The organism is Tunturiibacter gelidiferens (genome assembly GCF_013410115.1).
Classification (GTDB): Bacteria; Acidobacteriota; Terriglobia; order Terriglobales; family Acidobacteriaceae; genus Edaphobacter; species Edaphobacter gelidiferens.
This window is the reverse complement of the sequence record NZ_JACCCV010000002.1, coordinates 1,911,304-1,936,550: the sequence shown is the minus strand read 5'-3', so window position 1 is coordinate 1,936,550 and position 25,247 is coordinate 1,911,304. Positions and strand designations below refer to the sequence as shown.

Annotated in this window: 28 protein-coding genes; 12 read left to right on the top strand and 16 right to left on the bottom strand. The window is 60.5% G+C overall.

What is annotated here, in order from left to right; genetic code table 11:
• Positions 1-55: 55 nt before the first annotated feature.
• The 4 genes from HDF12_RS20200 to HDF12_RS20185 form a co-directional block, all read right to left on the bottom strand.
• Positions 56-1,087, bottom strand: a complete 1,032-nt coding sequence (locus HDF12_RS20200; RefSeq protein ID WP_179586360.1) for an ABC transporter permease — start codon at positions 1,085-1,087, stop codon at positions 56-58.
• Positions 1,080-2,042 (bottom strand): ABC transporter ATP-binding protein, encoded by a 963-nt coding sequence (locus HDF12_RS20195; RefSeq protein WP_179586358.1) that lies wholly within the window; start codon positions 2,040-2,042, stop codon positions 1,080-1,082. The genes HDF12_RS20200 and HDF12_RS20195 overlap by 8 nt, the downstream gene beginning before the upstream one ends.
• Positions 2,036-3,052 (bottom strand): arginase family protein, encoded by a 1,017-nt coding sequence (locus tag HDF12_RS20190; protein ID WP_179586356.1) that lies wholly within the window; start codon positions 3,050-3,052, stop codon positions 2,036-2,038. The genes HDF12_RS20195 and HDF12_RS20190 overlap by 7 nt, the downstream gene beginning before the upstream one ends.
• 63 nt (positions 3,053-3,115) lie before the next feature.
• Entirely contained in the window at positions 3,116-3,337 is a 222-nt protein-coding gene (locus HDF12_RS20185; protein ID WP_179586354.1) for a hypothetical protein, read from the bottom strand.
• Positions 3,338-3,510: 173 nt separating this feature from the next.
• On the opposite strand from HDF12_RS20185, the gene HDF12_RS20180 reads away from it, so the two are divergent.
• The 5 genes from HDF12_RS20180 to HDF12_RS20160 all read left to right on the top strand — a co-directional run bounded on the left by HDF12_RS20180 (position 3,511) and on the right by HDF12_RS20160 (position 6,643).
• Entirely contained in the window at positions 3,511-3,816 is a 306-nt protein-coding gene (locus HDF12_RS20180) for a metalloregulator ArsR/SmtB family transcription factor (RefSeq protein WP_179586352.1), read from the top strand.
• A 1-nt stretch (position 3,817) separates the two neighbouring features.
• On the top strand, positions 3,818-4,345 hold the full coding sequence (locus HDF12_RS20175) for an SRPBCC family protein (RefSeq protein ID WP_218892513.1): 528 nt from the start codon (positions 3,818-3,820) through the stop codon (positions 4,343-4,345).
• Positions 4,342-4,776 carry an LIC_13387 family protein gene (locus HDF12_RS20170; RefSeq protein ID WP_179586350.1) on the top strand — a complete coding sequence of 145 codons (435 nt, stop codon included), beginning with the start codon at positions 4,342-4,344 and terminating at the stop codon, positions 4,774-4,776. Before HDF12_RS20175 ends, HDF12_RS20170 begins: the two co-directional genes overlap by 4 nt.
• Before the next feature lie 140 nt (positions 4,777-4,916).
• A complete protein-coding gene (locus tag HDF12_RS20165; RefSeq protein ID WP_179586348.1) occupies positions 4,917-5,297 on the top strand; it encodes a BlaI/MecI/CopY family transcriptional regulator in 381 nt (126 codons plus the stop codon).
• A complete protein-coding gene (locus HDF12_RS20160; protein WP_179586345.1) occupies positions 5,294-6,643 on the top strand; it encodes a M56 family metallopeptidase in 1,350 nt (449 codons plus the stop codon). Before HDF12_RS20165 ends, HDF12_RS20160 begins: the two co-directional genes overlap by 4 nt.
• 43 nt (positions 6,644-6,686) lie before the next feature.
• On the opposite strand, the gene HDF12_RS20155 is transcribed toward HDF12_RS20160, so the two are convergent.
• Positions 6,687-6,917: a hypothetical protein gene (locus tag HDF12_RS20155; protein ID WP_179586343.1), complete on the bottom strand. Its 231-nt coding sequence runs from the start codon at positions 6,915-6,917 to the stop codon at positions 6,687-6,689.
• Between the two features lie 117 nt (positions 6,918-7,034).
• Between HDF12_RS20155 and HDF12_RS20150 the strand changes: the two genes are divergently transcribed.
• Positions 7,035-7,499, top strand: coding sequence for an ester cyclase (locus tag HDF12_RS20150; RefSeq protein WP_179586341.1), 465 nt, complete (start codon positions 7,035-7,037; stop codon positions 7,497-7,499).
• A gap of 65 nt (positions 7,500-7,564) precedes the next feature.
• Here the strand turns inward: HDF12_RS20150 and HDF12_RS20145 are convergent, their stop codons facing one another.
• Positions 7,565-10,387 carry a valine--tRNA ligase gene (locus HDF12_RS20145; RefSeq protein WP_179586339.1) on the bottom strand — a complete coding sequence of 941 codons (2,823 nt, stop codon included), beginning with the start codon at positions 10,385-10,387 and terminating at the stop codon, positions 7,565-7,567.
• Between the two features lie 121 nt (positions 10,388-10,508).
• Between HDF12_RS20145 and HDF12_RS20140 the strand changes: the two genes are divergently transcribed.
• Both HDF12_RS20140 and HDF12_RS20135 read left to right on the top strand, forming a co-directional pair.
• The gene (locus tag HDF12_RS20140) at positions 10,509-11,003 is read left to right on the top strand and encodes a polymer-forming cytoskeletal protein (protein ID WP_179586337.1); all 495 of its coding nucleotides are present in this window, start codon (positions 10,509-10,511) and stop codon (positions 11,001-11,003) included.
• Between the two features lie 54 nt (positions 11,004-11,057).
• Complete coding sequence (locus HDF12_RS20135) at positions 11,058-11,636, top strand: hypothetical protein (protein WP_179586335.1); 579 nt, start codon at positions 11,058-11,060, stop codon at positions 11,634-11,636.
• A 76-nt stretch (positions 11,637-11,712) separates the two neighbouring features.
• Here HDF12_RS20135 and HDF12_RS20130 read toward each other — a convergent pair whose 3' ends face one another.
• The 4 genes from HDF12_RS20130 to HDF12_RS20115 form a co-directional block, all read right to left on the bottom strand.
• Complete coding sequence (locus HDF12_RS20130; protein WP_179586332.1) at positions 11,713-13,431, bottom strand: outer membrane protein assembly factor BamD; 1,719 nt, start codon at positions 13,429-13,431, stop codon at positions 11,713-11,715.
• Positions 13,432-13,534: 103 nt separating this feature from the next.
• Positions 13,535-14,212 (bottom strand): ribulose-phosphate 3-epimerase, encoded by a 678-nt coding sequence (gene rpe, locus HDF12_RS20125; protein WP_179586330.1) that lies wholly within the window; start codon positions 14,210-14,212, stop codon positions 13,535-13,537.
• A gap of 87 nt (positions 14,213-14,299) precedes the next feature.
• Positions 14,300-15,838, bottom strand: coding sequence for a carboxylesterase/lipase family protein (locus tag HDF12_RS20120; protein WP_218892512.1), 1,539 nt, complete (start codon positions 15,836-15,838; stop codon positions 14,300-14,302).
• Positions 15,839-15,893: 55 nt separating this feature from the next.
• A complete protein-coding gene (locus tag HDF12_RS20115) occupies positions 15,894-16,247 on the bottom strand; it encodes an STAS domain-containing protein (protein ID WP_179586328.1) in 354 nt (117 codons plus the stop codon).
• A 311-nt stretch (positions 16,248-16,558) separates the two neighbouring features.
• Between HDF12_RS20115 and HDF12_RS20110 the strand changes: the two genes are divergently transcribed.
• Entirely contained in the window at positions 16,559-16,903 is a 345-nt protein-coding gene (locus tag HDF12_RS20110; RefSeq protein ID WP_179586326.1) for a hypothetical protein, read from the top strand.
• A 246-nt stretch (positions 16,904-17,149) separates the two neighbouring features.
• On the opposite strand, the gene HDF12_RS20105 is transcribed toward HDF12_RS20110, so the two are convergent.
• Positions 17,150-18,529: an excinuclease ABC subunit UvrC gene (locus HDF12_RS20105; RefSeq protein ID WP_179586324.1), complete on the bottom strand. Its 1,380-nt coding sequence runs from the start codon at positions 18,527-18,529 to the stop codon at positions 17,150-17,152.
• Positions 18,530-18,906: 377 nt separating this feature from the next.
• Entirely contained in the window at positions 18,907-20,298 is a 1,392-nt protein-coding gene (locus HDF12_RS20100) for a TldD/PmbA family protein (protein WP_179586322.1), read from the bottom strand.
• A gap of 145 nt (positions 20,299-20,443) precedes the next feature.
• On the opposite strand from HDF12_RS20100, the gene HDF12_RS20095 reads away from it, so the two are divergent.
• Positions 20,444-20,875, top strand: coding sequence for an ester cyclase (locus HDF12_RS20095; RefSeq protein ID WP_179586320.1), 432 nt, complete (start codon positions 20,444-20,446; stop codon positions 20,873-20,875).
• A 103-nt stretch (positions 20,876-20,978) separates the two neighbouring features.
• Here the strand turns inward: HDF12_RS20095 and HDF12_RS20090 are convergent, their stop codons facing one another.
• The 4 genes from HDF12_RS20090 to HDF12_RS20075 all read right to left on the bottom strand — a co-directional run bounded on the left by HDF12_RS20090 (position 20,979) and on the right by HDF12_RS20075 (position 24,144).
• The gene (locus HDF12_RS20090; RefSeq protein ID WP_179586318.1) at positions 20,979-21,287 is read right to left on the bottom strand and encodes a hypothetical protein; all 309 of its coding nucleotides are present in this window, start codon (positions 21,285-21,287) and stop codon (positions 20,979-20,981) included.
• A gap of 102 nt (positions 21,288-21,389) precedes the next feature.
• Positions 21,390-21,698, bottom strand: a complete 309-nt coding sequence (locus HDF12_RS20085) for a hypothetical protein (RefSeq protein WP_179586315.1) — start codon at positions 21,696-21,698, stop codon at positions 21,390-21,392.
• Positions 21,698-23,140 (bottom strand): metalloprotease TldD, encoded by a 1,443-nt coding sequence (gene tldD, locus HDF12_RS20080; RefSeq protein WP_179586313.1) that lies wholly within the window; start codon positions 23,138-23,140, stop codon positions 21,698-21,700. The genes HDF12_RS20085 and tldD overlap by 1 nt, the downstream gene beginning before the upstream one ends.
• Positions 23,141-23,259: 119 nt before the next feature.
• Positions 23,260-24,144 carry a glycoside hydrolase domain-containing protein gene (locus HDF12_RS20075; RefSeq protein ID WP_179586311.1) on the bottom strand — a complete coding sequence of 295 codons (885 nt, stop codon included), beginning with the start codon at positions 24,142-24,144 and terminating at the stop codon, positions 23,260-23,262.
• A gap of 90 nt (positions 24,145-24,234) precedes the next feature.
• Between HDF12_RS20075 and HDF12_RS20070 the strand changes: the two genes are divergently transcribed.
• Together HDF12_RS20070 and HDF12_RS20065 are read left to right on the top strand one after the other, a co-directional pair.
• A complete protein-coding gene (locus tag HDF12_RS20070) occupies positions 24,235-24,768 on the top strand; it encodes a YfiT family bacillithiol transferase (RefSeq protein ID WP_179586309.1) in 534 nt (177 codons plus the stop codon).
• A gap of 14 nt (positions 24,769-24,782) precedes the next feature.
• Positions 24,783-25,205 (top strand): GNAT family N-acetyltransferase, encoded by a 423-nt coding sequence (locus tag HDF12_RS20065; RefSeq protein ID WP_179586307.1) that lies wholly within the window; start codon positions 24,783-24,785, stop codon positions 25,203-25,205.
• Positions 25,206-25,247: the final 42 nt, after the last annotated feature.

The following is a 25,247-nucleotide window of genomic DNA, read 5'->3' as shown; positions in this document are numbered from 1 at the left end:
CTTTTCGGGGTTCGGGTATCTCCGCCGACCTTTCGCGGAATCCACGGCATCCGAACTAGCGCCAGCGGAAGATGCGCAGGGAGATGGCGAAGGGGATTATGAGCCATGCCAACAGGATGGCTACCGGGGCGAGGAGCTGCTGGAGGCTTAGTCCCTGGAGCATGTTTCCGCGCATGGCGTCGATTGCTGCGGTGAGAGGGAGGGCTCGGATCAGGGGCTGGACTGCGGCCGGAAAACGTGTGGAGGAGAAGAAGACCCCGGAGAAGATCCACATGGGAAACATCACGAAATTCATGAGTCCGGAGACGGCTTCGATGGTTTTGGCGCGGGAGGCGGTGAGCAGGCCCAGGGCGGAGAATGCCAGTGACGTGAGGATGCAGAGGAGGGAGAGTTGCGTGATCGATCCGCGAAAGGGAACTCCGAAGACGAGGCGGGCGAAGCCTAGAAAGGCGGCGACTTCGATGACGAGCATGACGAGACGCGAGAGGAGAAACGACGCGAGGTACTGCCAGCGAGGCATGGGCGAGGCGACGAGACGCTTGAGGAGTTTCTTTTGTCGCGCGTCTACGATGGCGAATCCCATGCCCCACATGGCGGAGCCCATGAGGTTCATTCCCAATAGGCCGGGCACTACGAAGTCGATGTAGCGGGAGCCGGTCTCGTGCACCAGTTCCTCTTTGCTGGGGAGGGCGTCGTGTCGGCCGGCTGCAGTTTGAATCGCACGGTCGGCGAGCAGCTTCGCGGTGCGCGCATCCGGGTTAGTGGAGTCGTACTGGTAGACGGTTGTGTCGGGTCGCTGAACGGCGAGGAGCAGGATGCGTCCTGTGGCTAAGGCTTGCGTGCCTGTGGCCTCGTCCATGGTTATGGAGGTGAGGCCCTTGTCGGCGTTGAGGGCCTGGGTGAGTTGCAACGTGGTGGCGCCAACCTGAAGGACCTCCGGCGGGCGGTTGCGAAAGGCGATGCCGAGGCCGGCGGCGAGAAGGATGGGAAAGATGAAGATCCAGAAGATCGCTTCGGGCTCGCGCAGGAAGAGGCGGAAGCGCATCATCGTGAGTTGATAGAGGCTGCTGAACTCCAGCTTATTCATCGCGCAGGTTCCTTCCGGTGAGACCTACGAAGACATCTTCAAGCGTCGCGGAGTGGGTGCGGAACTCGTCCAGGTGAAGGCCTTGCGAGGCGAGCACGGAGAAGATCTTCGGCACGGCGGTGTGGAGCTCGCGTACGGAGAGCTGGTGGATGCCGGCGGTGAGGCGGTGAGACTCCACTCCTTCGATTGCGGTGAGGAGGGCTGGATCGACTGCGGCGGCTCCGTTGTCGCGGCTGGTGGCGGCGAACTCTACGATGTGCTCACCGCCGACGGAGGCGATGAGCTTCGGAGGCGTGTCGAGTGCGATGATGCGGCCGTGGTCCATGATGGCGACGCGGTCGCAGAGGCGCTCGGCTTCGTCCATGTAGTGCGTCGTGAGGATGATGGTGCGGCCCTCCTGCTTGAGGCGGTCGAGGAGGTCCCAGAGGTTGCGACGGGCCTGGGGATCGAGGCCTGTGGTGGGTTCGTCGAGGAAGAGAAGTTCGGGATCGCCGACGAGGGCGCAGGCCATGGCGAGGCGCTGCTTCTGGCCGCCGGAGAGTGTGCCTACGCGGGCGCTGCGCTTCTCTTCAAGCTGGGCGCTTTTGATGGAGTCTTCGACGGTGATGCCGCGGTGGAAGAAGCTGCGGAAGAGGCGCAGGGTCTCCTCGACGGTCATCTTCTCGGAGAACTGCGTCTCCTGCAACTGGAGGCCGATGCGCTGGCGAAGCTCGTCCGCGTTGGTGCGCCAGTTGAGGCCGAGGAGTTCGACGACGCCGCTGTCGGGTGTGGTGAGGCCTTCGCAGATCTCGATGGTGGTGGTCTTGCCGGCGCCGTTTGGCCCGAGCAGACCGAAGCACTCGCCGGGTGTGACCTCGAGATCGAGGCCGTTGACGGCGACGACATCAGCGAAGGCTTTGCGGACTCCGCGCAGAAGGAGTGAGGGGCGGTCGGTCTGCGGCTTTGCGGTCAGCATGGAGAGGTCGCCTGTGGCTTCGAGGGAGGCAGCTTGTCGACGAGGATCTGGACCAGCTGGTGCACGGAGTTTTGACCGACGTCCCGGAGAGCGGCATATTCGCTGATTTCGATGTGACGAATGCGGGGGTCCTGAAGCAGTATGCCGAGCAACTCTTTGCCCTCTTCGAGGCTGAGTCCTTCTTCGTGTGGGAAGTAGATGGCGGTGAGGTCGCTTGCGCGGAAGACGTCAATGTCCAGATGCAACAGGATTGCAGCGGAGGGTGGTATCGCTGCGAGGACCTGCTGCGCCGATTGTCGAATGCCGATGCGCCGGAGATCGGCCAGCGATGTGGATCGGATGCCTGTTTCCGGCGACTGCGAGGGGGTGGTCCATCCCACGAAGGAGACCTGCGAAGGTTTGAGCGGGGGGCCATTCCAAAACGGCGAGTCATGGGTGAGAAACCAGACCGCGCAGGAGGCGGCGCTCTGACTGCGGGAAGAGATGGGCGCGGCGTCGTCGCAGTCTCCGTCGATGTAGAGGACGTGAATATCGTTTGATGTGACTTTGCTCAAGGCTTGTGCGGTTCCTACGACGACGCTGCAGTCGCAACCAATCAAGAGCGGAGTCTGTCCAGGTTGTTTTAGTATCCCGGTGAGATGCTCGCTGAGCAGATCCCAGACGATTCGTGGAGCTGGCCAGCTTCTGATGGGAGGAACGGAGTGATGGGGAAGATAGCTGGGTATCGGGAGATTCCCGGCATCGACAGCGCTGCGACCGGCGTGGTTGAGCTGCTTTACCAGGTCGGCGTCACGGTAGGCCTGAGCGTCGTTCTCGTTTCCGGGATAGAGCGATCCTGCACGAAGGGGAACGCCGAGAATCACATATGTCGAAGTTGCTGACTCAGCGTTGATAGGCGGTTGGAGCGGGGAAGCTGAGGCAAGGACTGGTTGCCCATTGGCGTACGTGCTGTCCAGGGTGAGCGCAAGGGCTGCTGCGCCCGCGGTGGTCAGGAACTCTCGTCGCTTCATTCAGCACCTCGTTGCAGCAAAAGCGTCCTGAAGACAAGTTTTACGTGATAAGGTCGGGAACCGTTAGCTGTCTTTGCGGTAGAGGAGTTCGCGCATCGCCTGGCGACGGGCGGCGTTGGCTTCGGTCTGGATTTTGCGGTCGACGGCGTCCATGTGTGGTTTGGTGACGGGGTCGGAGGACTCTTCGGCGCTGCACTCCGGGCAGCGGTTGGCGAAGCCGGGCTTATCGGGCTTCAGCTCGAACTCTTCGGAGCAGATGGCGCAGACTTTGATCGGAAACGGCATACCCTCCATGATAAATCGGTGGGGACGTTTCGTGCGCCCTGCGCGGGCGGCGCCCACTTCGTGGGGTGTGTACCGGCTTCGCCTTGCGGCCTCCCGTTGGTCGGCGAGGATTTCTTTGCTTTGGGATGAAAAAAAGCTTGACGGATTTTTAGGTAAGTATTAGCTTACGGTAAGTGATTACTTACGGACAGCAGCAACTGGATGCACTTGGGGATGTAACGCGGCGGATGCTGCTGGAGCGGCTTCGCCGGGGGCCGCTGCCGGTTGGGGAACTGGCGCGAGGGCTTACGGTGAGCAGGCCGGCGGTATCACAGCATCTGCGGGTTTTGAAGGAGGCGAAGCTGGTGCGCGATGAGGCGGCAGGAACGCGGCGGTACTACAGTTTGGATCCGAAGGGATTTGCAGCACTGCGATCGTATCTGGACAACTTCTGGGGCGAGGCTCTGGAAGCATTTCAAGCGAAGGTAGAGGAGAAATAATATGCCGGAGAGACAAGTGAATACGCAGGACACGATGACGATGGAGGTAGAGGCTCAGGTGGTCGAGCCGGTACGCAAGAGTATTCGCGTGCGAGCGGATGCGGCCCGCGCCTTCCGCATCTTTACCGAGGAGATGGATAGCTGGTGGCCGAGGACGCACCACATTGGCAGCTCGCCGATGAAGCGGGTTGTGGTGGAGGGCAGGCCGATGGGCGCGATCTTTACCGAGCAGGAGGATGGGACGAACTGTCCGTGGGGTTCGGTGCTGACGTGGGAGCCGCCCCACCTGTTTGTGATGGCGTGGCAGATAAAGCCAGACTGGCAGTTCGAACCGGACCTGAGCAAGTGCAGCGAGGTGGAGGTGCGATTTACTCCGGCAGATGATGGTACGACGCTGGTGGAACTGGAGCATCGCGGCCTGCAACGCCATGGCATGGGATGCGCGAAGATGCGCGAACAGGTGAACGCCGAGGGCGGATGGGGAGCCCTGCTGGGGATGTTTGCGGCGAAGGCGGACGAGGCGTCGTGAGAGCGGCGGTGTGGTTTCGCGCTGCGGCTGTGCTGATGCTGCTGTTTGCAGTCGGCCATACGTATGGCTTTCTGGCCTTCCGCCCGGAGTCGGCGGAAGGCCGCGCCGTGTGGGAGGCGATGAACAGCGTGAGATTTTCTGCGGGCCGCGCGACGTTCAGCTATGGCGGGTTCTATACCGGCTTTGGGCTGTCGATCTCAGCGTTTGATGTTTTCAGCGCATGGCTGGCGTGGACGCTGGGGTCGATGGCTCGTGCTGGTGAGAGAAGAGCGCGCCCGATTGGGTGGGCCATGTTTGCGCTGCAGTGTGTGGGGTTTGTGCTTTCGCTGCGGTATTTTTCGGTTGTGCCCGCGGTGTTGTCGGCTGTTGGCGCTCTTTTCTTTCTGCTGGGGGCGGTAACGATGCGGCCAGCGAAGATCATTGCCAACTGACTGTATGTGAATTCGTGACGGATAAAGTCCGACGGATAACCCGTTAGCTAAATTCCTCTGTTTGAGTTGAAGTCCTAAGTTTTTAGTTGACAAATTTCCAGCGTGCGGTCTATTGTCCTAATTGCTTAGGAGATGAACGGATGGGTGCAATCAAGAGAGACACGCTGACGAAACTGGAGCTTCAGATCATGCAGGCGATCTGGAGGCTGGGGACAAGCAACGTCAGCGCGGTGCAGGAGAGTTTAAAGCAGCGTCTGGCGTATACCACGGTGCAGACGATGCTGAACATCCTTGAGAAGAAGGGCAAGCTGAAGCGGACTCTCGTGGGGCGGTCGTACGAGTACAGTGCGACGGTGACCGAAGCTGCGGCGTCAGGACATGCGGTGCGGGACCTGGTGGATCGGATGTTCGGCGGGTCGAGCGAGGAACTGGTCATGAGTTTGATCAAAAGCAAACAGATCGATGCGAAGCAGATTGCACGGCTTAGCAAGATGCTGGAGAAGAGAGGAGGCGAGGGATGAGCGCTGCTGAGGGATGGGTGCTGGGGTATCTGTTGAACTCCTTGTGGCAGGTGCCGGTGATCTTCGCGGCTGGGTGGATGGCGGCGCGGATGGCGCGACGGAGTGGGCCGGAGTTGGAGCATCGCGTGTGGGTGATCGCTCTGCTGCTGCAGGGGGGGTTGCCTGCTTGCCGGTTTCGTCCAGGCGGTTTGATTCACGAGATCGTTGGGTTGATTCTGCGGGGCTCGGTTGGGACTGGTGGGGAGGTACGGGTTGTCGTTGGTTCGGGCGTGACGAGCGGCCTGGGTATGGCGTGGCTTTCGAAAGAGGTGCTCGCTGTTGCGGCGGTGGCCTATGGGTGCAGCGTGCTGTACTTCGCGGCAAGGCTGGGATGGAGGATGGTTAGGACCTGGCGGATGGAGCGGCAGGCGAAGGCTGTCTTGCTGGCGGGGGATGCGATGCAGCGTTGGGAGCGATGCGGGAGGTTTTTTGGTTGCGCATCGGCACGAGTAGCAGAGTCGGAGGTGATCGGCGGGCCGGTGACGGTTGGCGTTCGGAGCGATGTGATGCTGGTGCCGCCTGGATTTCTCGAGAGCATTGCAGAGGAGGATCTGGATGTTGTGATGGCGCATGAGTTCGCGCATATGCGTCGGCGAGACTTTGTGAAGAACCTGACTTATCAGGTGCTGTCGTTGCCTGTGGCTTATCATCCGGCGTTTTGGTTGACGCGGGCGCGAGTTGCGGAGAGCCGTGAGATGGTTTGCGATGCGATGGCGGCAGAGGCTGTCGCAGGGAGTGAGAGATATGCACGATCGTTACTGCGGCTAGCGTCGCTGCTGGTGAAGGGCGCGCCGGATAAGACACTACACGCCATCGGGATCTTCGATGCCAACAGCTTTGAGAGGAGAGTTATGCGACTGAGCGAAGGAGGTGTGGAGATGCGAGGAGTGCGGAGGGTGGGTACGGCTGCGGCTTGCGGGATGGTGGGGCTGGTAACGTGCGCGTCGGCGCTGGGGTTGCGGATGGAGGTGCCCGCACCCGCGACTGCGGCGGTGGCCCAGGATGCGGGTTCGGCGAGGCTGACGATACCCGCGCAAAAGATGGACGCTGTCTACAAAAGGCCTCCGGTGTACCCGGCGCAGGCAAGGGAGAAGAAGGACACGCTCAACGGGCCGGTGGTGCTGGACGTGATTGTGGACGAGGAGGGAGTGCCGAGCGACGTGCGGGTGAGGAAGGGACTGCGCTCCGACTACGATGAGAGTGCGCTCGCAGCGGTAAAGGAGTGGCGTTGGACTCCATACCTCGTCAACGGAAGGCATGTGACGGTGAATACTACCGTGACAGTCAACTACTTTCTTGGCAAATAGGTGGAGTTGAGGGCGGGAGATTTGCACCCGCCCTTCTTCCAAGCTAGTTGGGTGGAAGGGCGTCGAGGGCGGCTTTGGTTTTGTCGTAGAGGATTGTGGTTTCGGCGTGTTGCTTGCGGAGGCCGTCGACGATGTGGGCGGGGGCCTTCGACATGAAGGTTTGTTGTTGAGTTGGTTGTCGGCGGCGGTGAGGCTCCTTTTCGTACCTTGCCAGATCTTTCGCGTGGCGCGCGCTCGGCGAGAACGTCGATGTTGCGTAGTAGAGGACTTGCATCTGGACTCGGGTGACCGGGCGCTTGCATCTTGTTGTCAACAGTCGGTTAGTCGAGGGGCATTTTCAAGCTTCGCGCGAGGGGGTCTATAATCCCCGTTCCATAAGGAGGATTTGACTATGGCTACAGATGACAAACAGACCATGGAGAACAAACAGATCGCGCAGAGATTCATGGAGGAGTGCTGGAACCAGGGGAAGATGGACTCGATCCGCGAACTTGTCGCAAGCGGATGCAAGCTTCACGACCCGGTTTTTCCCGCTCTTACCTCGGGAGCGGACAACCTGAAGCGGCACATTGAGATGTGCAGGATCGGATTTCCCGATTTCAGATGTTCAATCGACGATACGATCGCTGAACGAAATGAGGTTGTGCACCATTGGACGACCCGAGGGACTCACAAGGGACAGTTCCTTGGTCTGGCTCCGACCAACCGCACGGCCACGGTCTCGGGCACCTCGATCCATCGGATAGAGGGCGGAAAGATCGTGGAGCAGTGGTCGGATTGGAATCTGATGACGTTGATGGAGCAACTCGGACTCTCCGCTATGCCCCAGCAAGCAGAATCCAAGACGCGCGCTTGAATGAGCACGAGTCTGCGGGCCTCGCGGGTTTGTCGCGACGAGAAGTTTTCTTGAGATTTTTTCAGTTATACGGAGGGCAGCGAATCCAGCGCTGCCCTTGTTTTGTCGTACAAGATCTTTGTCTCGGCGGATTGTTTTCGCAGGCCGTCGACGATGTGGGCGGGAGCCTTCGACATGAAGGTTTCGTTGTTGAGTTGTTTGTCGGCGGAGGCCAGGCCTTTTTCGTATTTGGCGAGGTCTTTGGTGAGGCGCTCGCGTTCGGCGGGGATGTCGATCTGGCGCTCGTAGATTACGGCTACGTCGAACTCTGCGGTGGAGCGTGCGTTTGAGCCGGTGAGCGACTCGCTGGCGAACTCGACGGCTTGGACGCGTGCCATTCTTGAGAGGACGTCGGCGTTGGCGTCGGCGAGTGCGAGGACGCGATTGCCTGCGTGGATGGTGATGGGTGTGGCTTCTTTCTCGGGGACGCCGAGTTCTTTGCGCAGGCCACGCACGGTGACGATGAGCTCCTGCAGGGTCTTCATGGCGCTCTCGGCTACCGGGTCGGCGGGGAAGTCGGTGGCCTGTGGGTAGCGAGTGAGCGCGATGGATTTCGCGGGAGGCTTGCCTTCGTAGAGCGCGTGCCAGATCTCTTCGGTGAGGAAGGGCATGAAGGGGCTAAGGAGACGCAGTGCACTCTCGAAGACGCCTACGAGCGAGGCGAGGGTGAGGGCGGTGGTCATGTCTGGTTCCGCGTCTTCGGTAGGGGCATTCTCTGGAAAGACGAGGCGCAGCTTGGCGAGCTCTAGATACCAGTCGCAGAACTCGCCCCAGAAGAACTGATAGATGGCGTTGGCGGCTTCGTCGAAGCGATAGTCGGCGAGGGCGCGGTCGACTTCGGCGGAGACGACGCTGAGACGAGAGAAGATCCAGCGGGTCTCGAGCGGGGTGTTGTCGGGCAAGGAGGCGACGCCGCCGCTGTCGCGCATGGTCATGCTGTAGCCAGCCTCTTTGGCTCGGTCTACGTTCATAAAGAGGAAGCGGGCTGCGTTCCAGATCTTGTTGGCGAAGGCGCGGTAGCCTTCGGTGCGGGCTTCGCTGAAGGCAATGTCGGTGCCGGGAGAGGCCATGCTGGCGAGGGTGAAGCGGACTGCGTCGGTGCCGAAGCGCTCGATGATGTCGATGGGGTTGATGACGTTGCCCTTGGTCTTGGACATCTTCTCGCGGTTGGCGTCGCGGACGAGGCCGTGGATGTAGACCTCGCGGAAGGGGACAGCGTCTTTCAACTCGCGTTTGCTGCCGTCGGGCATGGGAACGTCGAGCATGAAGTGGGTGCCGAGCATGACCATGCGGGCGACCCAGAAGAAGAGGATGTCGAAGCCGGTGACGAGAAGTTGCGTCGGGTAGAAGGCCGCGAGGTCGGGGGTGAGGTCCGGCATGCCGGTGTCGGGGTTGGGGTTGGGCCAGCCGAAGACGGTGAAGGGAAGCAGGCCGGAGGAGAACCAGGTGTCGAGGACGTCGGTCTCCTGCGTGATCTCGGTGGAGTTGCAGGTGGCGCAGTGAGTGGGGGTTTCGCGCGAGACGGTGATGGCGGCGCAGGCTTTGCAGTGCCATGCGGGGATGCGATGGCCCCACCAGAGCTGGCGCGAGATGCACCAGTCGTGGATGTTGCGCATCCACTCATCGTAGGTCTTGCGGTACTGATCGGGCGTGAACTTGATGTAGCCCTTGTCGACGGCTTCGATGGCTTTGTCGGCGAGGGGCTGGATCTTGATGAACCACTGCTGCGAGAGGCGCGGCTCGATGACGACACCGGTGCGCTGGGAGAGGCCGATGGCGTTGGTGTGGTCCTTCACTTCGACGAGCAGGCCTTGGGCTTCGAGGTCGGCGACGATCTTTTCGCGTGCGGCGTAGCGGTCGAGGCCGTGATAGGGCGAGCCGGGGAGGAGGACGTGCGCGGTCTCGTCGAGGATGGTGAGGTTGGGGAGGTTGTGGCGCTGGCCGATGGCGAAGTCGTTAGCGTCGTGCGCGGGTGTGACTTTTACTGCGCCGGTGCCGAACTCGGGCTTGGCCCAGTCGTCGGCGAGGATGGGGATCTCGCGGTCGGGCTGGGCTGTTCTACCTGCCGCAGCGCTGATGCCGCTCAGGGGCAGACGGACCAGTTTGCCCTGGAGAGCGAGGTAGCGCTCGTCGGTGGGATTCACGGCTACGGCTACGTCGCCGAGCATGGTTTCTGGACGCGTGGTTGCGATGACGATGGAACCAGTGCCGTCTGCGAGCGGATAGCGGATGTGGTAGAGCTTGCCGAGGCGCTCTTCGTGCTCCACTTCGAGGTCGGAGACGGCGGTCTGGGCGACGGGGTCCCAGTTGACGATGTAGGCTCCGCGATAGATGAGGCCCTGCTCGTAGAGGCGGACGAAGGCTTCTTTCACGGCGGGCGAGAGCTTGTCGTCCATGGTGAAGTATTCGCGGGACCAGTCGACGCTGGCTCCGAGGCGCTTCATCTGATCGAGGATGGCTCCGCCGTAGAGCTCGCGCCAGGCCCAGACCTTTTCGACGAAGGCGTTGCGGCCAAGTTCCTGACGGCTCTTGCCTTCTTCCTTGAGTTGGCGTTCGACCATCATCTGGGTGGCGATGCCTGCGTGGTCGGTGCCGGGCACCCAGAGGGAGGTTTCGCCGCGCATGCGGTGCCAGCGGGTGAGAATGTCCATCTCCGCCTGGTTGAGCATGTGGCCCATGTGAAGGCGGCCGGTGACGTTGGGCGGCGGTAGAAGTATGGTGAACTTCTTTTGCGCGTCGTGCGTAGTTTCGGGGGTCGGAACGTCAAACAGATGTTCTTTGACCCAGTACTCGGCCCAGCGTTGTTCGATAACGGACGGATCGTATGCTTTTGGAAGTTCCTGGCTCATCGGTGCTTTAAGGGTAGCATCGAGTGGCCTTCCTCGCTGATGCGGGGCGATTGGCAAGCGCTTCAGGAAAAACGGCACACCGAAGGCATCGATCACCGTACACTAGCCCACGAGGTTTTTCATGCGTAGACTGCTGTTCGCCGTTGCTCTGTTGACAGTTGCTTGTACACCCGCCTTTGCCCGCTCTTCGGAGGATCGCGCCAGTGTTGGAAACGATATTACGATTGCAGATGGAGAGACAGCGGGAGATATCGCCTGTGCGTTTTGCACGGTGCGCGTGCACGGTGAGGTGAAGGGGGATATCGCTACCTTTCTGGGATCGGTGATAGTGGATTCCGGGAGGAATATCTCGGGCGACGTGGCTTCGCTGGGTGGCGATCTCGAGATGGGCCAGGATGCGTCGGTTGGTGGCGATGTAGCGATTGCAGCGGGAGACCTGAAATTGGGTAATGGGGCTGCGATTCATGGGGAGCGGACGGTTCTGCCTGGACGCGTGTGGCTTCTGTTGCCGCTCGCTCCGTTCCTGATCCTTGCGGGACTGATCTGGTTGATCGTGTATATCGTTCGGCGCAACCGGTACCAGTTTCCCGTTTATCCGAGAGGGCGCGGATTCTAGTCGGGCTGTTGGGCCGGAGCTGGGGTACTGTAAGAAGATTAGGGAACCTGTCTCGTGGCGTCTGCGTACCACTTTCTGCATGTGTTGTCTTCTGGGGGAATCTTGCTGAACTTTGCGCTCCGCAGCCTCGTCCTTACGCTTCTGTTTGCCTCGGCCGCGCTGGCACAGTCGCCGGGCAATCGAGCTTATGTCGGGGAGGACATTTATGTCGCATCCGGCCAGCAGGTGCACAATGCGATGTGTATCTTCTGCTCGGTGCAGGTGGAGGGCGACCTGACGGGACGCGTCATTGTGCTGTTCGGCAGCCTGAACGTGACCGGACATGTGGAGAAGGGCGCGACCGTGATCGGTGGTAACGCGGTGGTCGATTCGCAGGCGCGGATCGGCGGCGATACGACGGTGTTGGGCGGCAACGCGGTGTATGAGAGTGACGAATCGTTCGGAGGAAGTGCGTATGTGCTGGGCGGACATCTCTCGCATGTGCCTCTGGCGCACGGACAAGTCAGCTCGCACCCACGAGTCTCGTTGAGCCCGTTGTTTTCGATTCTAATGGGGGTGCTGGTGTTGCTGCTGCTTTCGGCTTTGTTTGTGCCGCAGGTGCGGCGGCGCATCGCTGTCAACCAGACCTCCTGAGGGGAGTGTTTTGAGCGTAAAAAAGGATGCGGCCCGGTGGCTGCATCCTTTTTTTCGCTGTGATTGCTTGAAGAGGCTAGAACGGGTTCAGCTTGTTCAAGCCCTTCTTCTTCTTGTGCTTGCTGTCGGACTCATCGCTCTTGTCGAACTCTGGCTTCTTGTTCTTTCCGTTGGCATTGCCTGCCTGTGCGGCGGGCTGGGTTCCGGGCTTGATATCGTTCACCGCGTCGGGGGCGGCCGCGGCCTTTTCAGCCGCGGGAAGAGGGGTAGAGTTCGTCGGTCCAACTGCCTTCAGGCCGCCGTTGTCGGGGACGGTGGTTCCGGATGCGCCTGAGTTGAGAATCTCAACTCCGCCGATGCGGTTGCCAGAGGAAGCAGGCGGCGTTGGCGCAGCGCCCGAGATACTGGTCGTCGACGATGCTCCGCTGGCGGCACCGGCGTCGGCAGCAGGGACATCCGACAGGGCCAGCGGCGCGGCGGGTGCAGCCGGAGCCGTCGGAGCTGCACCATCTGCTGTGGGAGTGGCTGCATCAGCCGTTGTCGTCGCGGGCTTCGCAGCTGCAGGTCCGTTGGGACTCAGCGCGTCGTTGAAGTCGGTCTTGATCTGGTTCACGACGTGGGGCGCGATCGTGGGAGCTGGGTCGGCGAGGGTCGGCTCTCCATCACGAGCTGCCATGACGACGTCTGGCTGGTGAAGGACGAGGAGACGTGCTCGATCCTGCAGACGGTACTGCCTGCGGCTGTTTTCGAGCGCGACGCTGGCAGCAATCTGCTCGGGGGTGGGCTGCGGAATCTTGACGTTCATCGCATCGAGACGATCGCGCGCATCTTCGACGTGGGGTGAGGCGGAGTGCTCGAGAACCACTTTGCTGTAGGCGGCGATGGCCTCGTCGTCATAGATCTTTTCGAGCCTCGCCTTGCCTGCCTCGGGGAGCTTCATGGTGCGAACGAACCGCGCTTCAGCCTCATACGCATCGCCGAGGCCGACAAGAACGTCGTCCATGTGGCTGTACTGCGGATAGGTATCGACGACGGTCTGGAAGCGGGCGATCGTCGCGGGATAGTTGTTGTGGGTCTGGTAGAAGGCGGCGATGTTGGCTTCGCGGGTGGCCATGACCTCCTGCACCTCGCGCAGCCTCTGCTTGGCCTGAGGCACCAGAGTGGATTCGGGGAACTGCTGCAGCATCAGGCGGTACTCTTCCTCGGCGTGAGTGGCCTTGGCGTAGTCGCGGTCGGGCTTGTCCATCTGGCGAAAGTAGATGTCGCCGACGCGCATCTGGGCCTCGGCGGCCTCGGGCGCGTTGGGAAAGAAGGTGATGAAGTCTTTGTACTCCTGCTCGGCCTGGGTGAGGGCTGCGGTGCCGCCTTCCTTGTACCAGCTGTCGCCGATGGCGAGCTTGGCCTTCATCTGATATTGCGAGTCAGGATAAGTATTGAGCAGCGTTTGCAGGTCGAGACGGGCGACGTCGAAGTGTCCGCGCTTGGTCGCGTCGACGGCTTTATCGTAGAGGACCTTGTCGGGAAGCTTGGCGTCGGGTTTATCGGCCGGCTTCATCGTCTTCTCTTTGCGGAGCTCTTTTTTTGTGTCCTTGGACGGGACGACTTTGTCTTTTTTGTTGTCCGGTGTTGCGGAGAGGGTCACGCTCTCGTGCTGCTGACCGGTGGCGTCGGTGGTCGTCTGGGACGAGCCGGTTACCTGCGCCAGGGCTCCGATAGAGCTGAGCATCAGGCTGGCAATTGCGACTCCGGCCAGCGTGCCGGCCCTGAGAGTTGGAAAGAAAGAACGTTTGTTCATCCGCTATAGACCCCATCCGCCTCGCGCGACTGGGCGCTCAGGCTGTGTTCTATTCTAATCGTTCCTGTCTCAACCGTACTACTCGCGCGACTTTGTGCCGCGCTTATGCCACTTGTACAGAGCCGGCTGCCCGGGCGATTTTGAGAAATTCCACGGCGTTCTGCTCGGTTTTGCCGGGGCTGAAGATAGCTGAGCCGGCTACGAGCATGTCGGCTCCTGCTTCGACGACCTGAGCGACGGTATCGTGAGCGACCCCGCCATCAACTTCGATGCGAAAGTTGAGGCCCATCTCCTCGCGCAGTTCGACGAGGTGGGCGATCTTGTCGAGCGCCAGGGGCAGGAACTTCTGGCCGCCAAAGCCGGGATTCACGCTCATGACCAGCACATGGTGCAGCATCGGAAGGACTTCTATCAGCGTGTCGACCGGAGTTGCGGGGTTAATGACGACGGCGGGCAACATGCCGTGGAGGACGATCTGCTGGAGGGTGCGATGGAGGTGGCGGCAGACCTCCTGGTGGACGCTCATCATGTCGGCGCCGGCCTCGGCGAAGTCGTGGATGAAGTCGTCGGGATTTTCGACCATCATGTGGCAGTCGAGGGGGAGCTTGGTGATGGGGCGCAGCGCCTTGACGACGGGCGGGCCGAAGGTGATGTTGGGGACGAAGTGGCCGTCCATGATGTCGACGTGGAGGAGGGTGGCTCCGCCGCGTTCGACCAGGGCGACTTCGTCGGCGAGGTGGGCGAAGTTTGCGGCGAGAATGGATGCTGCCAGTTCGATCACGGGGTTCGCTCCTGAGGAGAGTTTACCAGCGGCGCAGGGAGTGACTCGGCCCGTGATCGCCAGATGGGTTCGTAAGCCACTGGAGTCTTATAGAGGTTCATTCCATAGCTTGAGTTCAGCGGCTTGCGGCGCTTGTTCCACGCGGCTCTCGGCGCTGTCCTTCGCTCCGAAGATCATGGTCGACCGGTCTTGTTCGCTGTACAGCGGCCACGCGGGAAGTCCAGATGCTGACGGCGTCTCGCCGCGGATGAAGGCGGACCAGGCAGCGTGCATCTGCTCGCCCAGGGCGGCTTCGGATGCGGCATCCGCAACCTGTCTGTGGGGATGATTCCAGACCATGCCGACATCGAGCGAGTGATAGGCGTTGCCTTTGAGCCTGCCGCTGGTCTCTTCGAACTCCAACTCGTAGACATACGCGCTACCGCCGCCTTTGAGATGCGCCTCTGCGACACGGATCGAAGGGATCCAGTATTCCTCTGCCGTGACGGCGCGAATGCGGCGCTGCTCGACGCTGAGTTGCGGATAGATGTCCTTGTAGTGTTGATAGACAGCATCGAACTTCGCAACACTCATGTTGCCGAGCTGAATCGACGTTGCATCTTTCGCCGGATGTGGCCCGATGAAGACAGCGCTCTCTTCGCGGTTGGTGCCGATGAGCAGCCTCTTGCCACGGGTTGAGCCGCTGGCGATGGTCTCTACGGGAAGTCGCGGGATAAGAGTTCCATCGAGCTCGGCGCGTAGCGGGAAGTGCTGCGGCCAGGTTTCGATGAACTGCTGCTGGGCCTGGATTAATGCGGTCCCTGCTGCTGTCTTCAGGTTTGGGATGGTGTCGCCGGATTGTTTTTGCCAGAGATCTCCGAAGCCTTTTGAGATGTCTGCGCTCGCCGCACGATCCCAGATGCGTTCGGCTCCACCGCTTTCGGAGATCATCTGGTGGAACAGTGGCTGGGCCGAGGGAATGCCCATCAAGGTACCGATCAGCTTGGCGCCTGCAGATTCACCCCCGATGGTTACGCGAGCAGGATCGCCACCGAAGGCACTGATATTCTCCTGTATCCACGAGAGCGCGGTCATCAGGTCAGTCAGTCCGTTGTTCGCGGTTCCTGCATATTGCTGACCGAGGAGAGGTTCATAGTCCAGGAAGCCAAAGACGCCGAGGCGATACTCGACAGAGATGCTGATGATCCCTTCGCGGGCGAAGTCCGTGCCGTCATACATAGGCTCGAAGGCGTGGCCGGCGGTGAAGCCTCCACCGTGGATCCATACAAAGATGGGAAATGGCCCGCTGCCTTCGGGTGCCCAGATGTTCAGGTAGAGACAGTCCTCGCTGTGAGGTACGTCCAGCTGTTTATGCTGCATGGGGGCGGCGGAGAACTTAGTCGCATCACGTTCGCTTTTCCAAGGGGCCACTTTTTCTGTTGGGAGAAAGCGCAGCGGTCCCACAGGTGGCTCGGCAAAGGGCACGCCACGGAAGACGCGGACCCCATCGATGCTTTCGCCACGCAAACTTCCGCTTGGCGTGCGAACGATGGCGGGCGCGACGGGAGTGAATGCGAAAAGATGTCGGGTGCTGACAGAACATGCGGCAAGCGAGGTGTTTGCCAGGAAGCTTCGGCGAGTGATCATAGGCATCGTCGATCAGTGTAGCTGCCTGGCGTCGTGACAACCTTATGATCGGCGCTTAGGCGACGGTGATTCCATGCTCCTCCGCGGAGCTGAGAGTCGACAGCAGATTGGTCATCTTCAACAGATTCCGCAACTGCTTGCCGAGGTGCAGCAGCTGGAACTCGCATCCTGCGCCTTTCGCATGAGCATAGAGCCGCACAATCGTGCCTAGCCCCATACTGTCCACATAGGTGAGGTCTTCGAGATCGAGTATGAGCACTTTGTTGCTGGAGGCAACTTCCTTCAGGTCCTGATAAAAGCCATCCGTGAGACCAGCCACCAAGCGGCCATGGCACTTCACAACGGCGGTCTCACCTTCACGTTTAATGTCATAGGTTAGCGGTTTGGCGGGGGCTACTTCTTCGGGCATGTGGCAGCTCCATGGAGTAGGAATGAATACACTGAGACGATAATCCTACCGGAGCATTCTTGCATACTGGTCACCCCTTCTCATGACGAGCATGCGATGCTCGAACTCGATCACTTGGGGTTGCCTACTGGGTGCAAGTTTACCGGTGAGGATCGACGCGTCTGCGTCCACAGCGCCTGTAGCGGATGCAAATACTTGCGCAGGATTCCTTTCGGTCGCATAACTGAGCCAGTGGGATCTCCCCGGCGGTAGAAGCCGGCATCCAATGCGTTGGCGGCGATCAACGCTGCTGTCTTAGAAAAGGAGATCGAATGAACGGATTTCACACGAATCTATTAAGGACAATGGCGGTGGCAGCGGCATTCAGTATGGCTGCGGTTGCGGTACCTTGTGTGGCGGCAACGAGCGTGATGGCAGTTCAGGGCCAGGATCACCGGGATCACGTTGATCAGGACCAGGCACAACAGTACCGCAACAACAGTTTCTACACTTTGGGTAATCGCGAAGGATACGAGGACTACCAGGCGAAGTCGCAGCGCAAGGAGCACAACCACAAGTACCGGAACGATGAGGACCGCAAGGCCCACGACTATGGCTATAAGCAGGGATGGCAGGGGCAGCAGGCTACCAACGGAGATAACGATCGCCCCCACTAGAGCCTGGAGTTAAAGCTGCTCGCAGAAACGACTCGTCCCCTGGGTGGGGGACGGTTGCTGTACGGTGGGAAGCGAGAGCGGGCCGAGCGGAGTGAGATACTCCGTATTCCCCGACTGACTTCTTAGTCTGGCTGAAGAGACGAAATCTCTCCGTTGTCTGCTGGACTGGGATTAATACCTATCTCTGTTCGGCTACTTAAAGGTCGAATTGAATACCCGCGGCAATCGTGCTGTTTGAGGGCGCGGCTAGCGATGCTTGGGCAAAACAGGTACGACTCTTTCGACGTCGGGGCGGCCTTCGTGGAGGATCTTGGTCTTGATTCCTTTTGCGGCTTCCTTGGCGGCGTCGCGCTGGGTTTCGGCCATGGGTTTGGGGTCGCCGAGGACCATGCGGGCGGCGCCGCGCAGGATCTTGCGGATGGGCCACGCGCCCTTGTCGCCCCCGTCTTCGTTGGGGAAGAAGATCTCGCCGTTGCGCTGCTTTTCGGGGCGATAGTACCAGCGGCGCAGGAGCGAGAGATGGTCGCTGAGGAGAGCGAGGTCACTCGATGGTTCGGCTCGCTTTTCGAGGAGAGAGAGGACGTAAGCGGCGCGATTCTCCGGCGAGTCGGAGGCCGTGGACTCGCCTTCGAGTGGCACGGCCTGCAGCATGAGTGGTTGCGCGAAGAGGGAGCTGCCGACGCTGGTCTGTTCGCGGACAGCGCGGACGCCGAGGGTGGAGAGGCGCTCGGGGCCGACGATGCAGCCGCCGTTGAGGAGGAAGGCGGCCGCTTGTTCTGCGTGCTCGGTCTCCTGGGCGGCGGTCTGTACGATGATTGCCTTCAGTCGCGGGATGGGGCGTACGATCCAGTCGGCGAGCGCCTGTGCGGCTTTCACCTTCTGCCATTGAGCGTGGAGGGCGGCGGCCTTTTCGAACTTCATTGCGGAGGAGGCCTCTTCGCGCTCGAGGCCGATGGCGATGATCATGCTCTCGCCGCGGGTGTCGAAGAATTTCTTTACGGCTTCGGATTCGGCTGCGTACTCTTCGGCCGTGCAGGCTTGCTTGCAGGGTTCGATGCACTTGTTCATCTCCCCGTAGACGCAGCCGGGGTGGTCGGGGTAGGGCGCGAGGTCTTCGTAGCAGCGGCGGAGCTTGAAGAGATCGAGGACCGCGTCGCAGTATCGCTCGGCGGCGAGGCGCGAGGGGAAGGGGCCGTACATCTGGGCGAGACCGCGCTTCGATAGCTTGTTAGTGGAGTAGACGCGAGGGAAGGCGTTCTCCATGGTCATGCGCAGAAAGTAGGGCGTGTGGAGCTTGAGGCGGCGGCGCGCTTCGGTGTATCCGAACTGCGCGGCGGTGGCCTGGTAGAGGACGAGGGAGGACTCGAAGGTGGAGCCGGTGACGCAGTACTCGATACGCGCTACTTTTTCGCGAAGGTTGAGGCGCTTGGATTGCGACTCGGGTGGATCGAGCAGACGACGCATGCGACGGCGCAGGTCTGTGGTTTGGGTGAGGTAGGGTGCGTCTTCCTTGCGTGCGCCGCAGAGGGCAAAGACCCCCGGGAGGGCGGGGATGTTGCGGAGGATCTCGTCTGCCTGGCCCGGGGTGAAGTCTAGAACGTGTTCGAAATGGAAGCTGGTTGCCACAGATGGATTGTAGTCGCAAAATTTTGCAGCGGCTAAGATGGATTGTTTGATTCTGCGTGAGGGCTAAAGTGTTCAACGTCGAGCCGTAAGAGCAATGGGATGCGCAGGAAGCCGCTGAATTTGAAAAGCACGCTGCCAGAGAGCTAAGAAGGGTGATTAAAGATACTTCATGGGCTGGCGGCGCGTTGCTCTTGTGCATCCTGTGCATCGTCCCGTTTGCAGCAGGCCACCCACTCCATCGTTATTGGGAGCGAACGAGATTTTTGATCTATGTCGCAGAGGTATTGCTGATCTGGTTCGTCATCAAAGTAGGGTTCGTATGGTCTGCTTGGCAGAGCGCACGTGAAACAAGACGCGAGTTTGGCGATCCTTTGTAGCTAAGCGCCTGCGATCATCATGCCTTCGATGCGCATGGTGGGGGCGGCGCTGGCTCCACGGAAGACGAGATCGTTGCCGATGGCGACGATGTTTTTGTACATGTCTTTCAGGTTGCCGGCGATGGTGATCTCTTCGACAGGGTAGGCGAGTTCGCCGTTTTCGATCCAGAGGCCGCTGGCCCCCTGCGAATAATCGCCGGTGACGAGGTTGACGCCGAAGCCCATGGTCTCGGTGACGTAGAGGCCGGATTTGATGTCGCCGATGATCTGCTCGGGGGTGAGCGTACCGGCTTCGAGGAAGAAGTTGCCTGCGCCGATGCCGGGGTTACCGGCGAGTCCGCGTGAGGCGTTGCCGGTGGACTTCATGTTGAGCTTGCGCGCGGTGTAGGTGTTCGAGACGTAGTTCTTGAGGATGCCGCGTTCGACCAGCACGGTGCGGCGCGTGGGCAGACCTTCGCCGTCGAAGGGACGGGTGCCGAAGCCGCCGATGCCTGCTCCATCTTCGAAACGGTGAATGATCGTGCCGTCGTCGATAACGGTGATGTTTTCGCCAGCGACCTGCTCGCCCAGCATGCCGCTGAAGAAGGAGGCATTGCGATAGATTGCGTCGCCGTTGGCCGCGTCGAAGATGTTGCCGATGATCGAGCGCGCGATCTCGGGCGAGAAGACGACGGGGGCCTTCTGGGTTTTGACCTGGCGCGCGCCGAGTCGCTTGAGGGTGCGGCGTGCGGCTTCGTGGCCGATCTCCTCGGGGTTCTCGAGTTTGGTGACGGTGCGTGAGTTCGAGAACCAGTAGTTGCGCTGCATGTTGCCCTTCTCGTCGTGGGCGATGGGTGCGGCGGAGAATCCGCAGTAGCTGCGGCGGTATTCTCCGGTGAAGCCGCGGGAGTTCATCAGGATCTTGTGCGAGGTGGAGGTGTCGAAGTCGCCGCCGCCGGAGTTCTGGATGCGGACGTCGTAGGCCATCGCGGCGGCCTCGGTGCGGCGTGCAATCTCGATGCGCTCGGCGGGCGGCATCTCATTCACGTCATCGAAATAGAGGTGCTGATCTTCTTCGATCTGGCCGAATTCATGTGCTTCGGGCAGACCGGCGAACGGGTCTTCGCTGGTGATCTTCGCAAGGGTAATTGCTCCCTCTACCAAACGCGCGATGCTTTCGCTTGAAAAATCGGAAGACGAGGTGCTGGCGGTGCGCTGGCCGATGAAGACGCGCAAACCAACTGCACGCGAACCCGATTCTTTCAGGGTTTCGACCTGTCCCAGTCGAACCAGCGCTGAAAATTCGTCGCCTTCGTAGACGACGGCCTCGGCATCGGTGGCTCCAGCCTTGAGTGCGTGGCTGAGGACATCGGAGGCAAGCTGGCGGAGGTTCGTGGTCGTCTGGGTTGGCATGGTCTCTTCAGGATAATTGGTTTGAGCTGACTTTTCTGACAGCTGCAATAAGGATACCTCTGGTTGGAGAAGAGACGATGAGTGAGTTGGGACGTGGCTGATATGATCCACTGTGTTATTTCACACGCTAAACCAGGAGATACGAGTGTCAGAGTCTGGGAGTGTATCTGGGAACGTCGCAGTCATCGCCAGGTTTATGGAAGAGGTCATCAATCAGGGGCGGTTGGAGCAAGCTGACGAACTTGTCGCGGTCGACTTTGTCGAGCTTGATCCTCTTCCGGGTCAGCGGCAAGGACGAGAGGGTTTGAAAGAGGTCATTGGGATGATGCGCACCGCATTCCCCGATATTCACTGGGTTGCGGACGAGACGGTAGCTAGTGGAGACAAGGTTGTCACTCGCTTCACATGGACCGGTACGCATCGAGGGACGTTTCTCGGTGTTCCCGCTACGGGCAGGAGAGTCAACGTCAAAGGTGTCGTCATCGACCGCCTGGTCGGGGGCAAGATGATGGACAGTCGAATCCTGATGGATAACTTGACGATGATGCAGGAGCTTGGCGTCATACCAAGGGCATAGCGACGGATCGCGCAGCTATTGATGCGATCGTGCGTGGGTTTGCCCTTGTAGATGATCGTCAGGAACGATGGCCCCGGCTGGAGCTAAAACTAAGCGAACACCGTTAGCGAACAGGGGAAGCGGAGGGGCGCGCCTGGCGGCCGTCTGTGGCTTTGAGGAAGTACATGCCGGCGGCACAGTACTCGGAGTCGCTCTTCAGCTTGTGCTCGATGTGTGTAGCAGGACCATCTTCAGAGCGCCGCTTGAAGAGCTTAACCGCGCCACCGCAGCTCATGCAGCGGAACTCGGTGTCGTTATCTTCAAGCGCGACCGTGATGGGCTTCACCTTCCAGAACGACTCGTAACCACCGGCTGCTCGGACACGGCGACGCTTCACTTCACATTCGTAAAACTTTTCACGTTCGACTGCCATGGGATACCTCGAGAGATTCGGTGCGGTTGGTCGTACGTTAGCCGTACTTTCAGATGTCGTGCGCAGAGAGCCTGGAAAAAGTTGGTGCAGAGATGCAGGTCGTTACTCTACGGGATGCTGGGAAGGTCTGGGCTCGCGGCCGTCGGTTGCCTTCTTGAAGAGGATTCCGTTAGGGCAATACTCGGAGTCGGCCGGGGACTTGTGTTCGACGTAAGGGACGGTGCCGGTCTTGCCGTTGCGGCCGAGCAGCTTGACCTCGCCGAAGCAGTCCTTGCAGCGAAACTCGGTGTCGTTGTCGACGAGCGCGACGGCTACGGGCTTGACCTTCCAGAAGGGCTCATAGCCTCCGCCGGCCTTTACGCGGCGGCGTTTTACTTCGCACTCATAGATCTTTTCGCGTTCGACAGCCATTATTGTCCCGTTCCCCCGACCGTCATGCGGTCGAGCTTTACTGTGGGCATGCCTACGCCGACCGGCACACTTTGCCCCGCCTTGCCGCAGGTGCCGATGCCTTCGTCGAGTGCCAGATCGTTGCCGACCATCGACACATACTTCAATGCTTCAGGGCCGTTGCCGATCAGCGTTGCACCCTTCACGGGGCGTGTTACCTTGCCGTCTTCGATCAAATAGGCTTCGCTGGCCGAGAAGACGAACTTGCCGTTGGTGATGTCGACCTGTCCTCCGCCGAAGTTCACGGCGTAGAGGCCGCGCTTAACGCTCCGGATGATGTCCTCGGGCATGTCTTCCCCATTCAACATATAGGTGTTGGTCATGCGCGGCATGGGGATGTGGTGATAGCTCTCGCGGCGTCCGCTGCCGGTGTTTGGCATGCCCATCAGGCGGGAGTTGAGCTTGTCGGAGAGGAAGCCTTTGAGGATGCCGTTTTCGATGAGAACGGTCTCCTGCGTGGGGTTTCCCTCATCATCCATATTGATAGACCCGCGGCGGCCAGGCATCAGGCCGTTGTCGACGACGGTGACCTTGGGGCTTGCAACCTGCTGGCCAATGAGTCCGGCGAAGGCTGAGGTCTTCTTGCGGTTGAAGTCGGCTTCGAGCCCGTGGCCTACGGCTTCATGCAGCAGAACGCCGGGCCAGCCGGGGCCGAGGACGACGGGCATCTCGCCTGCAGGTGCTTCGATCGCGCCGAGTTGCAGGATTGCGGTTCGTGCGGCCTCGCGAGCGTGATGCTCGGGCGATTTGTCGCCTTCGAAAAAATCCATCGTGACGCGTCCGCCTCCGCCGCTAGTGCCGCGTGCGGTGTTTACGCCGTCTTTGGCGATGACGAAGACGTTGAGACGCGCGAGGGGTTGAGTGTCGGAGGCGAAGGTGCCGTCCGAGGCTGCGACGAGGATGCGGCGGAGTTCGTCGTTGAAGCCGGCGCGAACCTGGGTGATGCGGGAGTCGTAGGCGCGAGCGGTTTTGTCGGCGCGCTGGATCAGGGCCAGTTTGGCGGCGATCTCGGCGTCGCTGGTGGCACCGGCAACGGGATAGAGCGAAGGGGTGTCGGTCTGGCGAAAACCGCTCATCAACTCTTTCGCCGGGCCGCTGGCGATCAGGGCCGCGGTTCGGGCTGCGCGAAGCAGGCGCTCGCTTGAAAGATCGTCGGTGTAGGCATAGCCGGTGCGCTCACCGGAGACGACGCGGATGCCGCAACCAACGCTGATACCTTGACTCGCCGACTTGACCAGGGACTCGTCGATTCCCAGTGAGGTTGACGTAACCGATTCAAAATAAAGGTCCGCATACTCGCCACCGGCTGAAAGGGCCTCTCCCAGGCAGCGTTCCATCAGGCGTTCCGACAGACCAAGTTTTTCGATGAAGTAGCGTTTGTGGTCGGGTGCGGGTATGGTCATCTAGATTGATTCTAGGCTTCCAATGGAGCCGCGGCAAATAACACTCTTGCGGAGGTGCGGCGGGAGTATGCCTATCGACCTCTCTCTTTCGGGAAAATCCGCGAGCTTTTGGGTCGGTTTCAGCGTCCCTGCGAGGGGTCGGCGGAGCCTGAAACGCTGAGATCGAGTGGCAGATTCGGCAGGCCGGAAGCGTAGCAGTTGCCGTCGGCGGCGTAGGTTGCGCTGCAGGCGGCAGTGATCTCCTTGCGTCTTGGAGATTGAGCGTATTGCCACACTGCGATGTCCGGGGTACCGCTGGAGTCGAACGGAGGAGGCTGCAGGCTGCATCCATTGGCGGGTGGGCAGGCGTCCTGATAAACCCACATCGCAACCTGGTGAAGGCGTTGAGCGGCGACTTGCTCGCGAATATCCTGAACCGTGGTGATGGTCTTACCCGGGCCGTCGCCGACTGGCTGGCCGCTGCCATAGACCCCGGGGAGATAGCCGGATTTAGCTACTGCCTCTGTCCACGCAAGAAGATACGCCGACTGATCCGCGGTGAGGCGACCGCCTTCCTCCTGATCCAAAAAGATGATCGTCTGAGCAGGGAAGTGTTCGCGCTCGGCTGCGGCGACTGCGGCTGTCGCGTCCCTGGCTCCGAGCGTGACCGGTGGCGTTCCGGATCGCCTGGCTTTCTTGATCTCCGACTCAAGCCGGCCGTTGAACAGCACGAGGAAGCCGAAGCCGTTGCGCCTCAAAGTCTCGCGCTTGCCAACCCAGCCGTTCTGCCTTTCGCCGGGCGGGTTGTTGAGCCAATATCCGACGAAGGCGAAGTGTCTTTGCAGGGCAGGCAGTGCTTGGTCCCCTGGATAGTCGTTGCTGTCGAAGCCGACATACTCGCGGACCGCGCCGTTGGATCGGCTCGCGTCTGTAACCGCATGATTCGAGGCCGAAGCAGGGTACTGCTGCGCGTACACAGGAGTGATGGCAAAGAGTAGTGCAAGGCATAGTGCTGAAAATCGCATAGGAAAGCTTCGAGGCACACAACGGAATCTTCATAGAAGGTTACACAATTTCGTGTGCTAAGTTGCTGGTAGAGGTATGGAGGCGAGGCCATGGCGCAGATTGATGTAGACCCGAGGTTCCCCATAGGTGTTTTCGAAGCGCCAACATCCATCTCTGCAGACGAGCGAACCGGGGCCGTTGCTTCGCTCGCTGAGCTGCCCGAACAACTGCGCAATGCCGTGGACGGATTGAGTTCGGCTCAGTTGGGTACGCCGTATCGCGAAGGCGGGTGGACGCTGCGACAGGTGGTTCATCATGTCGCGGATAGCCACATGAACGCCTTCGTCCGGGTGAAGCTTGCGCTGACTGAGGACTGGCCGGCGGTCAAATCGTACGACGAAGGCGCCTGGGCAAAGCTCCATGACATGGCGGCTCCGGTGGAGTGGTCGCTGGAGCTGGTGGAAGCCCTTCATGCCCGCTGGGTGATGCTGTTGCAGTCTCTCGACGAGCAGCAGTGGCAGCGCGGGTACCTCCATCCGGAGGACGGCCGCGTGACGGTGGAGATGTCAGCGCTGACCTACGCCTGGCACTCGCGCCATCACGTAGCTCACATCACGCATCTGCGTGCGAAAGAAGGATGGTAGCGGGCCGCCCGTCTATGTCCACCATTCAGATTGCTACGATACCGAGCGAGATCGACCGCTGCTTTCCGGTGATGCGCCAGCTTCGACCCATGTTGGTTGCCGAGGAGTTCGTCGGACGCATTCAAACGCAGCAGGCCGAGGGGTATCAACTCGCTTTTCTAGAGTCGGACGGTGAGATCGTCTCAGTCGCTGGCTTCCGCATGCAGACTCTGCTGTGGAGCGGCAAGACGCTCTACGTGGATGATCTGGTAACGGACGAAGCGGCGCGCTCGAAGGGACATGGCGAGTCGATGATAACGTGGCTGATTGCGCTGGCGAAGGAGGCAGGATGCACCACCTTCATGCTCGACTCGGGAACGCACCGGCATGAGGCGCACGCATTCTACTTCCGGCACGGCCTGCGCATCTCCGACTATCACTTCAAGCTTTCGTTGTAGATCGCGAGAGCTTTTCAGGCTCGCAGATGTGCTAACGTTCGG

Bases quoted from the DNA above. Each gene is read 5' to 3' on its own strand.
- HDF12_RS20130 (WP_179586332.1), bottom strand. From the start codon at position 13,431: ATGAACAAACGTTCTTTCTTTCCAACTCTCAGGGCCGGCACGCTGGCC.
- HDF12_RS20140 (WP_179586337.1), top strand. From the start codon at position 10,509: ATGCGTAGACTGCTGTTCGCCGTTGCTCTGTTGACAGTTGCTTGTACA.
- HDF12_RS20200 (WP_179586360.1), bottom strand. From the start codon at position 1,087: ATGAATAAGCTGGAGTTCAGCAGCCTCTATCAACTCACGATGATGCGC.
- HDF12_RS20195 (WP_179586358.1), bottom strand. From the start codon at position 2,042: ATGCTGACCGCAAAGCCGCAGACCGACCGCCCCTCACTCCTTCTGCGC.
- HDF12_RS20175 (WP_218892513.1), top strand. From the start codon at position 3,818: ATGCCGGAGAGACAAGTGAATACGCAGGACACGATGACGATGGAGGTA.
- HDF12_RS20065 (WP_179586307.1), top strand. From the start codon at position 24,783: ATGTCCACCATTCAGATTGCTACGATACCGAGCGAGATCGACCGCTGC.
- HDF12_RS20120 (WP_218892512.1), bottom strand. From the start codon at position 15,838: ATGATCACTCGCCGAAGCTTCCTGGCAAACACCTCGCTTGCCGCATGT.
- HDF12_RS20165 (WP_179586348.1), top strand. From the start codon at position 4,917: ATGGGTGCAATCAAGAGAGACACGCTGACGAAACTGGAGCTTCAGATC.
- HDF12_RS20100 (WP_179586322.1), bottom strand. From the start codon at position 20,298: ATGCCAACCCAGACGACCACGAACCTCCGCCAGCTTGCCTCCGATGTC.
- HDF12_RS20150 (WP_179586341.1), top strand. From the start codon at position 7,035: ATGGCTACAGATGACAAACAGACCATGGAGAACAAACAGATCGCGCAG.
- HDF12_RS20185 (WP_179586354.1), bottom strand. From the start codon at position 3,337: ATGCCGTTTCCGATCAAAGTCTGCGCCATCTGCTCCGAAGAGTTCGAG.
- HDF12_RS20160 (WP_179586345.1), top strand. From the start codon at position 5,294: ATGAGCGCTGCTGAGGGATGGGTGCTGGGGTATCTGTTGAACTCCTTG.
- HDF12_RS20075 (WP_179586311.1), bottom strand. From the start codon at position 24,144: ATGCGATTTTCAGCACTATGCCTTGCACTACTCTTTGCCATCACTCCT.
- tldD (WP_179586313.1), bottom strand. From the start codon at position 23,140: ATGACCATACCCGCACCCGACCACAAACGCTACTTCATCGAAAAACTT.
- HDF12_RS20190 (WP_179586356.1), bottom strand. From the start codon at position 3,052: ATGAAGCGACGAGAGTTCCTGACCACCGCGGGCGCAGCAGCCCTTGCG.
- HDF12_RS20155 (WP_179586343.1), bottom strand. From the start codon at position 6,917: ATGCAAGTCCTCTACTACGCAACATCGACGTTCTCGCCGAGCGCGCGC.
- HDF12_RS20070 (WP_179586309.1), top strand. From the start codon at position 24,235: ATGGCGCAGATTGATGTAGACCCGAGGTTCCCCATAGGTGTTTTCGAA.
- HDF12_RS20115 (WP_179586328.1), bottom strand. From the start codon at position 16,247: ATGCCCGAAGAAGTAGCCCCCGCCAAACCGCTAACCTATGACATTAAA.
- HDF12_RS20085 (WP_179586315.1), bottom strand. From the start codon at position 21,698: ATGGCTGTCGAACGCGAAAAGATCTATGAGTGCGAAGTAAAACGCCGC.
- HDF12_RS20145 (WP_179586339.1), bottom strand. From the start codon at position 10,387: ATGAGCCAGGAACTTCCAAAAGCATACGATCCGTCCGTTATCGAACAA.
- HDF12_RS20090 (WP_179586318.1), bottom strand. From the start codon at position 21,287: ATGGCAGTCGAACGTGAAAAGTTTTACGAATGTGAAGTGAAGCGTCGC.
- HDF12_RS20110 (WP_179586326.1), top strand. From the start codon at position 16,559: ATGAACGGATTTCACACGAATCTATTAAGGACAATGGCGGTGGCAGCG.